Here is an 11,986-nt window from a genome sequence, read left to right on the forward strand (position 1 = left end):
CGTGCTTTTTTGTAGGTAAATATTAGATGTGGTAGCTAAAGGTTAATGCCTAAAGTCAGCCATTAACGCAGGTATACCAGGTAACATGCCTACAATTGCCATTACAGTGGTAAGTAGCACAAACATAATAAGTGGAATCACCCAGCGGCTCATTTTAGTTAGCTCAGCGCTGCGCTCTTTACAACCAATTAGCCCTAAGTTATCAAGTAACATAGTAAGCGACCAACCAAAAGCCGGATTAACCAAGGTTGAGGCAAACACCACAATAGCGGCTGATTGCGTTGTTTTGCCTTCGCGTGTCATTTCCATACCGGCCTCAAGCAGCGGAATAAACACACCAACAATAAGCGCAACACAAAGCACGGGTTGCCATATGGCTAAATCCATTGGGTAGCCCCATAAGCCCGCAACAATACAAAATACGGCTGTTAAAATGGCGCCCGCCGGAATAGGGCGTTTAGCAATAGCGGCAGGAACAATGTAAGTCCCCCACGATGAGGTAAAGTTAGCACCACCGGCCAGCGAGCCAAAGGTTTGTCTGACTGATGCGCTTAGCATGGTGTCGTCTATGTTCATTTGTACTTTTTCAGTACGTTGTGGGTAACTAATTTTTTGAAATACTTGATGCCCTAAAAAATCCGGTGACCACATAGCCACAGCTAATACCGCAAAAGGCAGTACAACCACAAAGCTTTCAAGCGTTGGTAGGCCAAGCATCCAACCCGTGTTTTCGCCCCACCAATAAGCTGGGTTCATATTTGGTAAGCCCGGCGCGGTATTAAATTCAAACGGCGCACCGAGTGCAAATGCAACCACACCGCCAATAAGGCAGCTAAGCGGCACAGCTAACCAGCGCTTTTTAAAGTGCTCAAGTAACGCATACAATAAAATGGTCGCCAAAATAACAATAAACGCAATGTGCGTCATATCAATGGCCTCAGCCCATGCAAACAGTTTTTTAACCTGCGAAATTGTGCCAATAAAGCCTAAATATATAAGTAAGCCCCCGCACACGCCTTTACTTGTTAAGCGTGCCAGCAAGCTCCCCCCTTTGGTTATGGCTAAAATAAAGCCAAAGGCACCAATCAGTAAGCCAAACGCCATAGGATGGCCGCCAGCGGCAACCACAATAGGAATAAGTGGAATAAGTGGGCCATGAGTACCCGCTAAGTTAGCGGTAGGTAAAATAAAGCCCGAAAACAAAATAATAAAAATAGAAACAATCAGTAATTCATAGCGTACGTTCTCTAACACAAACGCATCGCTTAAACCTAGTGGCGCTGCAAATGTAGCGGCAATAGCACCCACCATAACCACTTTACCAATAGTGCCCGCCATGGCTGGAATCGTGTCTTCAAATTCAAAGCGGTAGTCTCTAAAGGGTAAATTAGGCCGCCAGCGCTTAGGCTGCATAATTTGCAGCTCGTGCTCTAGGTATTCGTCACGGGTATTAAACTCTGAACTGGGTTTATGGTTGTTTTGATAGCTGTTGGTATTGTCGTGCAATGTACTTTTGTGATCTGAGTTGTGACCCTTTGGGGTTACTGACATAGTCCCTCCTGTTACTCGTTGCTTATTTACTAATACGGCTTTTGTTAAAGCAAATGAATAGTGAAGGGGCAGGGTAGATCAGCTTTTACTCAGGAATGTATAGGCAAAAGGTCGTGTATGGTTGTTTTTAATACAGTTAATTTAAAAAACAGCTTTACACTAAAAGTCATAAATTACAGAAAATGATTAAAAGTTTATATAGATCATGCTCTTAAATTTTTAATTAAGGAGGCGGAGCACTATTTACCGAATTGTATCGTGTTAATGGCAGGTTATTATCCTTTAGTCTTAGTGGTTGTTAAAGCCGTTTTATTTCAAGCTATTTGTTTGCAGGAGCCGCTAATTTTGTTTTATTTGTGGTGGAATAATACATCTGTTACTTTCTGATTGTTAATAACAACAATAAAGAATAGAGATGCAATTCAACTCCCCTAAATCAATTGGTATTTTACTCGGTACGCTTTACGGCATATTTATGCGGCTGTTTGTAGAGCTGCTTGATACTTATAATTTAAGTAGCCTTGTGTCTATTTCCTTTATGTTTTTAGTGCCCGTTGCAATTGGCTATATTCGTATTCACTTTGAATTTAAAAGCTCAAAAATATTAACAAAAAGGCAAATGGTGACAATTGCTTGGCAGCCAATTTTTGTTTTTTTACTTGTAAGTGTTATTACGTTACTTGAAGGCAGTATTTGTGTGGCAATGGCTTTGCCTGCTTTTATGCTCTTTGCAAGTATGGGTGGTTTATTGGCAGGCTTTATTAAAAACCGTCAAACAAAAAACGCTAACCGGCCTTTACTTTCAATCGCTTTGCTTCCTGTGTTGCTCTCACCTATTGAGGTAAATTATTTAAATTTATCAAAAACGTACGAAGTCACCAACTCTATAATTATTGAAGCGCCTATAAATCGTGTATGGCAGCAGCTTGCAAATGTAAGCACCATAGAGCCACAAGAATTGCCATTTTCGCTTACCCAGTTAATCGGTGTACCTAAACCTTTAGAGGCAAATATGAATGCTACGGGTGTTGGTGCAATTAGAACCAGTAAATGGCAAAAAGGGGTTATATTTAAAGAAGTTATTACTGATTGGCAGCCAAATAAACAGATGCTTTATAGGTTTGACATAGACCCTGATGCTATTCCCGATGATGCACTCGATAAACATGTAAAACTAGGCGGCGAATACTTTTCACCTCTTTACGGTGGGTATGCGTTAAGTGAAGATAAAAGCGGCAATACCATTTTAACTTTAAAAACGACCGTGCAAGATAATACAAATTTTGGTGTTTATTCGCGAATATGGGGTGAGGTAATTTTTCAAGACTTCCATTATTCACTTTTAACATTAATGAAAAACAGAGCAGAAAAGCCACTTGTCGCAGCTATTTCCTATTATTAACTTAAACCGCTATGGTATTAAAAAACTATTATAAGAGTACTTTATGAAATTATTAACGGTAGCAACGTTATTACTTGCTTCATCAGCCGCTATTGCGCGCCCTGCGCCTTTGGTATCTATACCGACACACGATGCATTTTTTAATAATATAGCTGCGCATTGTGGTAAGGCGTTTGAGGGCAAAGTAAGTGTAGATAACGCAAAAGGCCCAAGCTCATTTGATAATAAAAAATTAGTTATGCATGTACGTAAATGTACTGATAGCGAGCTACAAGTGCCATTTCATGTGGGTGATGATGCATCGCGTACGTGGATCATTACTAAAACGGGCAGTGGTTTGAGCTTAAAGCATGATCATCGCCATAAAGATGGCACTGACGACGCTTCTACTATGTATGGCGGTCATACACTTGATGCGGGTTTTGCACAAATGCAGTCTTTCCCGGCCGATCAATACTCTAAAGAATTATTTGTAGCACAAGGCATTGAACAGTCGGCAGGTAATACATGGCAAATGCATATTTATCCTGAGGTATTTACGTATCGGTTAATTCGCCAAGGGCGCGAGTTTAAGGTGGACTTTGATTTAACTAAACCTATTACGCCACCCGCTGCACCATGGGGATACGAAGAGTAAGCTTATTATTCAGGCTCCTCGCATTGCAATAAAACCGTTAAAGGTGGTTGATAAGCGCGTGGTTTAGTAGGAAAACGTTCGTACTCTTGCACGCCTTCAAGCACTTTTAACATAAAGGTGTTACCACGGCATAACCTGTCTGCATGGCGCAGTAAAAACATACTTTGATTAGCAAAGTGTTTGTAATCGTCTGATTGTATTTCTATTTTATAATTGCTGTTGTCAATTTTGGTTTGATAATAATGAACTTTGTTATCAAAGTCGTATGATTTTTCTTTTTCGACGGTGTCGGCCAGTGCAGTGCCCGTATTCGAAAGGCCCACCAGTACGCAACTAATGATAAAGCGCGGTGAATATAACCCTTTCATAAAATGTATCCTTTAATTTGCGAACTTAATACCCATTAAATACTCATACAAGTTCGGTTTATGTACGTTAAGTCTAACACCCAAAAGAGATAATGTGATGTTCAAACAAATAAAACAGCTTTTTACAGCATTCGATGATCCAGCGCCAAGTATAGAGCCACACGATTTAAAAACAGCGGTAGCAGCGTTGTTAATTGAAGTAATGCGTGCAGATACCAAGCTTGACCATGATGAACAACACACCCTGACTGTAACCTTAAAAAAGTACTTTAATTTAACTGATTCTGAGGTTGAAGAACTCACTACCAATGCAGCAAGTAGTTTAGATGGTGCAATTGATTACTTTCAGTTTTCAAAGCAGATTAATGAGCATTGCAGTGCGGCAGAGCGAATAGAGATAATAGAATTGCTGTGGCGTTTAGCCTACGCAGACGGTGAAATAGACCCACAAGAAGAGTATGTAATACGTAAAATAGCGGGTCTATTATATGTAACGCATGTTGATTTTATCGCCGCAAAAATAGCGGCGACAAAGCAAAAGTAAAGCGTATAAGGTTACTTTAATTTGCTTGCAACACTGACTAATTGATGAGCAAGCGAAGATACTTTATCGGCTACTTCTGGGTCGCTAATTTGGCCATTGTCATCAAAAACAGAAAACGCAGACGGTACAGCAAGTTGGTCGGCAAGCACTAACGAACCAATGCCGCTTAAAATATCACGTACGTGGTTTAAACCGCGTAAACCTCCTAATCCACCCGGTGAAGTAGCAAATAAGGCCACAACTTTATTACGAAACGCCGGTACTGCACCTTGCTCAGTGCGTGACGCCCAATCTATAGCGTTTTTCAATGGCGCAGTGATCGAGCCGTTATACTCTGGGCTTGCCAGTAAAATACCATCTGCAGAGCGAAGTTTGTCTTTTAAACGTTGTGCATCAGCGGGTGTGCCTTGTGCTTCAATGTCCTCGTTAAATAGTGGAATATCTAACTCGTTTAACTGAATAACTTCTACTTCAGCACCTGTTTGCAGAGCAAAACGTGCTGCTTCATTAATAAGTTTTTGATTAAAGCTTTCTTTACGTAAGCTGCCCGCAAGCGCGATAATTTTTGGTGCTGACATGAGTTTGGCCTTTTTATGTTTTAAGTTACATACCTAATGTAGCAAACTTTTACTTGTAGAAAACCCAAATAAACGCAACACTTATGTGCATATATGCACACAAGTTAAAGGCAGAGCGCATGGCAATTAAATTTGATGACTGGCAAGACGTAAAAGTGGCCTTTGAAGTGGCGCGGCTTGGCACACTTACAGCTGCAGCAGAGGCACTTAATGTGCACCACAGCACTGTGTTAAGACGAATTAACAGCCTTGAAAAAAACCTAGATACCCGCTTGTTTCATCGCCATGCTCGTGGTTACAAGGTAACTGAAATTGGCGCTAAATTATTTGCGACAGCGCAAACTATAGATACCTCACTCGAACAGTTACATAACGATATTGCCGCTGCCGACAGTACTTTACGCGGAAGTTTATTACTTACTACGGTGAGTGGGTTTATTGATGTTATGGGTGATGTATGTGAGCAATTTCAGGCATTACACCCACAAGTGCAGCTTGAAGTTATTTTGGAGCAAAAACGCTTGCGGCTCGATCACGGGCAAGCACATATTGCGCTTCGTGCAGGCCCTAAACCTGATGAAGGTGATTACATAGCTCAGCACTTAGCAAAGCTTACATCGGGTTTGTATGCTAACAAACGCTACATTACAAGGCATGGCATGCCTAAATCACTAGGTGATTTATTGCACCATAATTTTGTATCCGGAGTGGCGGGATATAATGCGCGGGTACCTTATTTTGCTTGGGCAGACGAAAACATTCCTGCATCGCAAATCAAATTACGTGTATCTGAAACTGCCGAGGCTACACGCGCGATTATTAAAGGCTTAGGGATTGGTGGTTTACAACATGATGTAGCAGCGCAATATAGCGATTTGGTTCCTGTGCTACATAGTGAACTAAATTGGCCCACCGATGTGTGGTTAGTGACCCATCATTTAGTGCATCGCACTGCGAAAGTACAAGCTTTTGCAGGCTTATTAAAGGCGCATTTTAATAAACTTGCTAAGTAAAAAAATTGAAGGGCTCCCGATCGAGTTATTTTTGGCAATTAGCATTTAAACAGTTTTACAATGAAAAGGCGTACAACAACAAGTTGTACGCCTTTTTAGTTTTTAAATTACTGTGCTTTACAACTTACGTTTTTAAGCTCAATAGTGAGATCTTTTTTAGGGTAATACAGCACGCATTGCTCGCCAATAATTTGCAAAACAAACTTTTCTGACTTGATATTATGCGCGCCCATAATGGGCATGCCATTGGGATCTTTACTATTTCCATGGCTTAGTAATAACTCACTGCGTTTGGTAAAAACGGTGTCGGCCAGTGTAACTAGCGTACCGCCTTTAGCTTTTATAATTGCCTGTTGCAGCACAGTTATAACGCCTGGGTTAACCTCTGTTAATAGCGCAGGCTTTGCAACGGCATTACTCATACTATTACACCCTCCTATACTTATTAATACAGTGAGTACCGTCAGTAACTTTACCATTATTGCTCCTCAGACAACGTAGGCCATGTTAGATCCATGTTACCGCGGGGAAGATCGTTTGGTGCGTTTAAAGGCTGCAGTTTTTCGCTCGTAGCAGCAAAGCTTGGTACATCTACTTTACTATTAGCGACTGTTGTTGTAATCGGGCATGCGCCGTTATTATCTATATGAAAAAGTGCTGTAGATAGTAACCTTTCGTTGCTATCACCAAGTTGATTATCAAAGTCATCACTAACAACACACCCTTGTACATCGGCATTAAATTGTGGTGTTGGTGTTGGGGTAAAGCCTGCGGCATATTCGCCAAAGCCTTTACTGTTAACGCCACTAAATTGAATGGTGTAGTAGGTTGTTCCACAGTTGTGTGTAGGCGTGAATCCGTATGGTTTACCACAGGTTGTATCGCCAATAAGTACCACCTCTGCATCTATTCCTTTTAAGCCATTAATAAATGCTTCAGAGGCTGAACAGGTACCTGATGTACTTAGTACATATACCTTAGATAAGTTTAAATCAGGTAATTTATCGCCAGTACTAAAAAACGTTGAGTAATCTATTTCTTCGTCAATAAATGGAAATGGAGAATCGACAGGCTGTTTATCATTTTGTTGTGTTTGATAGTAAAAGCGGTTTTGTACATTGGCACTTCCTGCCACCATATACGCTAGCTGCGCAGACAGCGCTAATAAACCACCGCCGTTGTATCTAAAATCAATAACGAGTTCGTCTACGTTATCGGTTCTAAATTTATTTACTGCATCAATTAAGCCCTCTTGGGCAATACCTATATGACTATTAAACTGCATATAACCAACGCGCGTGTTATTGCTTGTTACAATCGTTTTTACATTTTGAACAGGCGTTTGCTCAATGTTACCCGCTGTGACGTTAAATGTTTTTTCCGTGCCGTCGTTACTGCGAACAACAATTGTATGTGAATCACCGTTGGTTGGGCTAAATAAGCCTTCGTTTAAAGTATCAATCCCTGCTTGGGTATTGGTATTAATGCTTACGCCATCCACTTCAAGTACGGTATCGCCTCGTTGAAAGCCAATTTGGCTAGCTGGTGAGTCATCTTCAAGGTAAGCAACACGTAAAATTCTATCGGCTGAATCACCAATAAATGCCCAGTTAATACCATAACCAGAGGTAACGCCCGATTGTGCTTCTTGAAAGTAATCTTCAGAGGGTTCTGAAAAATGAAAGTTATCTTTTTTAGCGCCTGAATCGGTTAGCTCTTCGGTTTTTAGTTGAGCAAAATAGTCAGCGACGGTATCGAACGATTCAGGGTCGTTATCGGCTATTTCGTCATACCACAGGTATGTTTCGTCGCTCCATGAGCGAAGCCATAGTTTTTCGTATAAGGCTGAACCAGCTTGGTCAGGGTAAGGCTCATTATTATTAAACGGGTCGTTACCTGTACGTGGGTTTTCGCAAAAGTTTTTGAGTTCGTCTGAAGGTTCAAATACACCGGCAGTCCATGTCGGTGTGCTACTTGTAGGTGGCGTGACAGGCGCTGGTGTAGTGTTGCTACCTCCGCCTCCACCACAACCTGTTAAAGCAAAAACTGAGAGCGCGCTAATAATTGCAAGCGATAGAGTGTTGTTTTTAAACATATTCGGTACTTCCTGTAAATAAGTTGTTTAAAATACTACAACACCTGATTATTTATTCAACGTTTTGCTTTTTCTTTATGTAAATAATTGTGTCATTTTTTATTGGTAAAGCAGTATTTTAAGTTCGCTTATTAGCGGGAATATCATTACATTTTTTGTATAGTGCTTTTTAGTGCTAGGTCTTGCTTTTGCCACGCATTAAAAAGTTTTTGTTGTTGTTTTGAAATTTTTAAACCATAGGTTTTTTGCATGTAAGCATAGGCGTCGGCAATTTTTTTACGGGCATAAAATGGTGGCTCTACAACACGTTGCTTAAAGTTTACTTTTACATCGCATTGGCCGTATTGAGTCGCGGCTCCACCTAGCATGCCAAAACGATAATTAGAGCGGTCAGCATTTATTTCGCCAATTGCGGGGGCTAAGTTATTTATATCAGCTTCCATTTTTCGAAATTTTTCGCTGACTTTACGGCAGTTTTTCCGCCCACCATTTTGCCAACATTGTAGTTGATGCCCAAACTCCCATGCCGATACAATATGCTCCCATTCAATACGTAAGGCGCGCTGGTTTACTTTGCCTGAGCGGGTAAATGTATTACGAGGTACATAGCCACAATCCATTGGATCTGGCACTAGTTTTTTACCTTGTTTTTTAATAGCACAACCGCAATACAGGCTTTTTGCATTGTGCGGTAGCGTTTTTATTAAGTGCTTTTTAGCAGTAGAGAAGCGAGTAAAGTCTTTACTTGATACCGAAAAACAGACACAGCAAGCCAGTAAGGCCAAAATCAATCGGATCATATCCATCACATACGTGAACTACAGGAGTACCTAGTTTACTGGCTCAACAGGCAAACATAAACTTATTTAAATCTGCGTTTAATCCTTATGTTTTGCAATAGCAGTAAAAAGCCAGTTAAACAAAAAAGCACACTGGTTGCAGCAAAGCTAATTAATAGAGGATTGTTAAAGTTTTCACGTTCATCGTAATCCATAATATGCAGCATCCAAAAAAGTCGAAAAATTCGCCACAGCGTGCTGCGCACAGTAATCACTTTGCCTGTATCTGATGACAAATAGAGTGTGGTGCTCAATGTATCGTTAAATTGTACTTTCCATACATCTTTTTTATAACCGCTTTCTCTTGGTCCTAAACCTAATAAAGTGGTACTTACTGGTTGAGCATCAATAAGTAAATGCGCGTGTGCATTAGCAATTATTTGCTGTTTGTTGGGGGCTTTGAATGGTTGCCCAGTCATGCCATTAAAACTTTGAGGGTTGCCTTCACTGGTTACAGTTATAAGTGGGGTAGATAAAAAATGCGCAAAGGTTATCTTAGTCGGATTAGTGACTTGTGAAACAATATTATCAATTGATGCCACGTAATCGCTGCTTTTAAAGGGGTTAACTAGGGTGCGTGTTGCTAGGTGTTTACCATGTACTTTTTCAAGCGGGATGGCGCTCATAACCAAACCGCCAAGCAACCAAGCTAGTATTTGTATTCCTAATAAATAGCCCAACCATTTATGAAGTTTACGTGCTGGTTTAAAAATTTTTTTCATGTGTGTTTATCTTATTATTTTTACAAGACATTTTACGCGATGGTTGAGCAAGGTGAGTGCGACAAAATGTCGCACTAGTGCATTAAAATAGCGTTTCAGCACAATAGCGCCAATTGTAAGTAGCAATCGCACTCTAAAATAAGAGTATTACCATATAAAACGTCTATTTATAGGGTGTTGATTTGGTATAAAGGTAAAACTGCGTTAAAGTTTGCATGGTAACCATTAGAGGATAAATACGAGACAATGTCGGAAATTCAATTTTTAAATGTAGATCTAGAGCTTGAGTCAAAACAAGATATTAGTGTGCTGGTGGCCGACCTAAAAAAAGTCGCAACGATTTTACATTATGACAAAGACGAATACCGTCAATTAGCACGTATTGAGGTAGCTGGCGATGTAAAATCACCAGACAAAGCAATAAACCATATATGTGAGCTAATTGAGTCATGTTCACGCAATGCATTAAAGCAATGGTTAAGCTGCTCACGTAGAACGTTTGATATAGGGTTTGAGTCAGGCACGTCGCCAAAGTGTTTTAATCAAGCTTTACATGCAGATACACTACTGCGTATATCTGCTATTGGCGCGGGTATGGAAATAACAATTTACCCTCTCGAAAAATAACTTACGCCTTTCGCTCAACAACGGCTGCGGTCATTTTTGATACGCAGCATAGCTCGTTGCGGCTGTTTGTAATTTTTATTTCCCAAACAGAGCTTCGTTTTCCAATATGAAATGCGCGTGCTGTTGCCGTTAATGTACCATTGCGAGAAGCCTTTAAATGGCTTGCACTTATTTCTTGCCCAACACAGTAAAACTTTGTGAAATCAACCACAAAATTAGCAGCATAGCTCGCTACGGTTTCGGCGAGTACAACGTTTGCGCCGCCATGAACCATGCCAATAGGGTTATGGTGTGCAGGGATTGCAGGCATGGTTGCTACTAGATAATCGTCGCCTATCTCTGTTATTTCTATTCCCATGGTTTTCATTAGCGTCCCTTGGCCATTAATGCCTTCGTCCAATTGTTTACACAATGCTAATGTAATGGGTTGATGCCAAATACTCATATAGATTCCTTTAAATTTAATGCAGCAAGTTACTATTTTTATAGGCTATTTTAGAAAGCCCCTAAAATGTACACGTAAGGAAGTAATTTGGCTATTTGAACGGATAATTTAAATTTGCGATTTTTATTTAACTGTATATACTCACAGTTAAATGTACTGTATGGAAAACCAGTTGTATGCGCCCATTAACTAAACGCCAAGCTCAAATACTCGAATTAATTAAAGTGTTTATTAAAGACACTGGTATGCCGCCTACACGTGCCGAAATAGCACAAACGTTAGGGTTTAAAAGTGCAAATGCCGCTGAGGAACATTTAAAAGCCCTTGCCAAAAAAGGGGTGATTAAAATGAAACCTGGCGCAAGCCGTGGAATTCAACTTGTTGAAGAAGAGGAGCCAGAACAATTAGGTTTACCGCTTATTGGCCGAGTTGCGGCAGGTTCCCCTATTTTGGCGCAAGAACATGTTGAAAGCCACTGTAAAATTGACCCATTAATGTTTAAACCAGCTGCCGACTTTTTACTGCGCGTAAACGGTATGAGTATGAAAGATATAGGCATTATGGATGGCGATTTACTTGCTGTGCATAAAACACAAGTGGCTGAAAATGGTCAAGTTGTGGTTGCCCGTGTTGATGACGATGTAACCGTAAAACGCATTGAAAAAGCGGGTCGCCAGGTGTTGCTTCATGCTGAAAATGACGAGTTTGCACCAATTAAGGTCGATCTTGAAACTGAGTCGTTCAACATTGAAGGCTTAGCAGTGGGTGTAATTCGTAACGCGGACTGGGTGTAATTCGTAACGCGGACTGGATGTAGTTCTTTCTTATTTTATAAAAAGCGCACTTTTTTGGTGCGTTTTTTTATTTTTAAAATTTTGTTTGTTTTTTATTCACACTCTTTCATTTCATCCTTAGCCCTTACCACCTCTCGATTTGAGCCATTTTCTTCTACGTTCAACTAAGCCAACTCTCTACTTTTTATATATTTATTGTTTGTTTTTAATACAAAAAACTTGCATGGTGGTTAAATATTAACTAATTGTTAATAAGCTGACGCTGGCAATACTCATCGCTTTTAAGTTTTGAGCACACACAATAAACTTTTGCTAGCGCAGTGAATGCCAATTTTTATAAATAAAACGGCATTAATAAAAAAATAAAAATA

General features: G+C 40.2%; 14 protein-coding genes. 6 read left to right on the plus strand and 8 right to left on the minus strand.

The genetic code is table 11. From position 1 onward, the window contains the following. Nucleotides 1–42: 42 nt before the first annotated feature. On the minus strand, nucleotides 43–1,551 hold the full coding sequence (locus P20480_RS10735; protein ID WP_008129043.1) for a DUF3360 family protein: 1,509 nt from the start codon (nucleotides 1,549–1,551) through the stop codon (nucleotides 43–45). A gap of 415 nt (nucleotides 1,552–1,966) precedes the next feature. Between P20480_RS10735 and P20480_RS10730 the strand changes: the two genes are divergently transcribed. Together P20480_RS10730 and P20480_RS10725 are read left to right on the plus strand one after the other, a co-directional pair. Continuing rightward, entirely contained in the window at nucleotides 1,967–2,953 is a 987-nt protein-coding gene (locus tag P20480_RS10730; protein WP_008129046.1) for an SRPBCC family protein, read from the plus strand. A 43-nt stretch (nucleotides 2,954–2,996) separates the two neighbouring features. Further along, a complete protein-coding gene (locus P20480_RS10725) occupies nucleotides 2,997–3,590 on the plus strand; it encodes a hypothetical protein (protein WP_008129048.1) in 594 nt (197 codons plus the stop codon). A gap of 5 nt (nucleotides 3,591–3,595) precedes the next feature. Here the strand turns inward: P20480_RS10725 and P20480_RS10720 are convergent, their stop codons facing one another. Continuing rightward, nucleotides 3,596–3,958, minus strand: coding sequence for a hypothetical protein (locus P20480_RS10720; RefSeq protein ID WP_008129050.1), 363 nt, complete (start codon nucleotides 3,956–3,958; stop codon nucleotides 3,596–3,598). Nucleotides 3,959–4,055: 97 nt separating this feature from the next. Between P20480_RS10720 and P20480_RS10715 the strand changes: the two genes are divergently transcribed. After that, on the plus strand, nucleotides 4,056–4,502 hold the full coding sequence (locus P20480_RS10715) for a tellurite resistance TerB family protein (RefSeq protein ID WP_008129052.1): 447 nt from the start codon (nucleotides 4,056–4,058) through the stop codon (nucleotides 4,500–4,502). A gap of 11 nt (nucleotides 4,503–4,513) precedes the next feature. Here the strand turns inward: P20480_RS10715 and P20480_RS10710 are convergent, their stop codons facing one another. Next, nucleotides 4,514–5,080: an NADPH-dependent FMN reductase gene (locus tag P20480_RS10710; RefSeq protein WP_006793765.1), complete on the minus strand. Its 567-nt coding sequence runs from the start codon at nucleotides 5,078–5,080 to the stop codon at nucleotides 4,514–4,516. Between the two features lie 119 nt (nucleotides 5,081–5,199). Between P20480_RS10710 and P20480_RS10705 the strand changes: the two genes are divergently transcribed. Next, nucleotides 5,200–6,093, plus strand: a complete 894-nt coding sequence (locus P20480_RS10705; RefSeq protein ID WP_008129055.1) for a LysR family transcriptional regulator — start codon at nucleotides 5,200–5,202, stop codon at nucleotides 6,091–6,093. A gap of 107 nt (nucleotides 6,094–6,200) precedes the next feature. Here P20480_RS10705 and P20480_RS10700 read toward each other — a convergent pair whose 3' ends face one another. From P20480_RS10700 to P20480_RS10685, 4 genes are all read right to left on the minus strand, one after another. Then, nucleotides 6,201–6,572 carry a hypothetical protein gene (locus P20480_RS10700; RefSeq protein WP_033025336.1) on the minus strand — a complete coding sequence of 124 codons (372 nt, stop codon included), beginning with the start codon at nucleotides 6,570–6,572 and terminating at the stop codon, nucleotides 6,201–6,203. Further along, nucleotides 6,572–8,188 (minus strand): S41 family peptidase, encoded by a 1,617-nt coding sequence (locus tag P20480_RS10695; protein WP_008129059.1) that lies wholly within the window; start codon nucleotides 8,186–8,188, stop codon nucleotides 6,572–6,574. The genes P20480_RS10700 and P20480_RS10695 overlap by 1 nt, the downstream gene beginning before the upstream one ends. A 146-nt stretch (nucleotides 8,189–8,334) precedes the next feature. Further along, nucleotides 8,335–8,988 carry an endonuclease gene (locus P20480_RS10690; RefSeq protein ID WP_033025341.1) on the minus strand — a complete coding sequence of 218 codons (654 nt, stop codon included), beginning with the start codon at nucleotides 8,986–8,988 and terminating at the stop codon, nucleotides 8,335–8,337. Between the two features lie 62 nt (nucleotides 8,989–9,050). Next, the gene (locus P20480_RS10685) at nucleotides 9,051–9,749 is read right to left on the minus strand and encodes a hypothetical protein (RefSeq protein ID WP_008129064.1); all 699 of its coding nucleotides are present in this window, start codon (nucleotides 9,747–9,749) and stop codon (nucleotides 9,051–9,053) included. A gap of 246 nt (nucleotides 9,750–9,995) precedes the next feature. On the opposite strand from P20480_RS10685, the gene P20480_RS10680 reads away from it, so the two are divergent. Further along, nucleotides 9,996–10,376 (plus strand): hypothetical protein, encoded by a 381-nt coding sequence (locus P20480_RS10680; protein ID WP_006793771.1) that lies wholly within the window; start codon nucleotides 9,996–9,998, stop codon nucleotides 10,374–10,376. A 1-nt stretch (nucleotide 10,377) separates the two neighbouring features. Here P20480_RS10680 and P20480_RS10675 read toward each other — a convergent pair whose 3' ends face one another. Then, nucleotides 10,378–10,821 carry a PaaI family thioesterase gene (locus tag P20480_RS10675; protein ID WP_006793772.1) on the minus strand — a complete coding sequence of 148 codons (444 nt, stop codon included), beginning with the start codon at nucleotides 10,819–10,821 and terminating at the stop codon, nucleotides 10,378–10,380. A gap of 176 nt (nucleotides 10,822–10,997) precedes the next feature. On the opposite strand from P20480_RS10675, the gene lexA reads away from it, so the two are divergent. Next, nucleotides 10,998–11,615, plus strand: coding sequence for a transcriptional repressor LexA (lexA, locus tag P20480_RS10670; RefSeq protein ID WP_008129067.1), 618 nt, complete (start codon nucleotides 10,998–11,000; stop codon nucleotides 11,613–11,615). The last annotated feature ends 371 nt before the right edge of the window (nucleotides 11,616–11,986 follow it).

Origin of the sequence: Pseudoalteromonas sp. BSi20480, assembly GCF_000241365.1 — a bacterium.
In the GTDB taxonomy this organism is placed as follows: domain Bacteria; phylum Pseudomonadota; class Gammaproteobacteria; order Enterobacterales; family Alteromonadaceae; genus Pseudoalteromonas; species Pseudoalteromonas marina.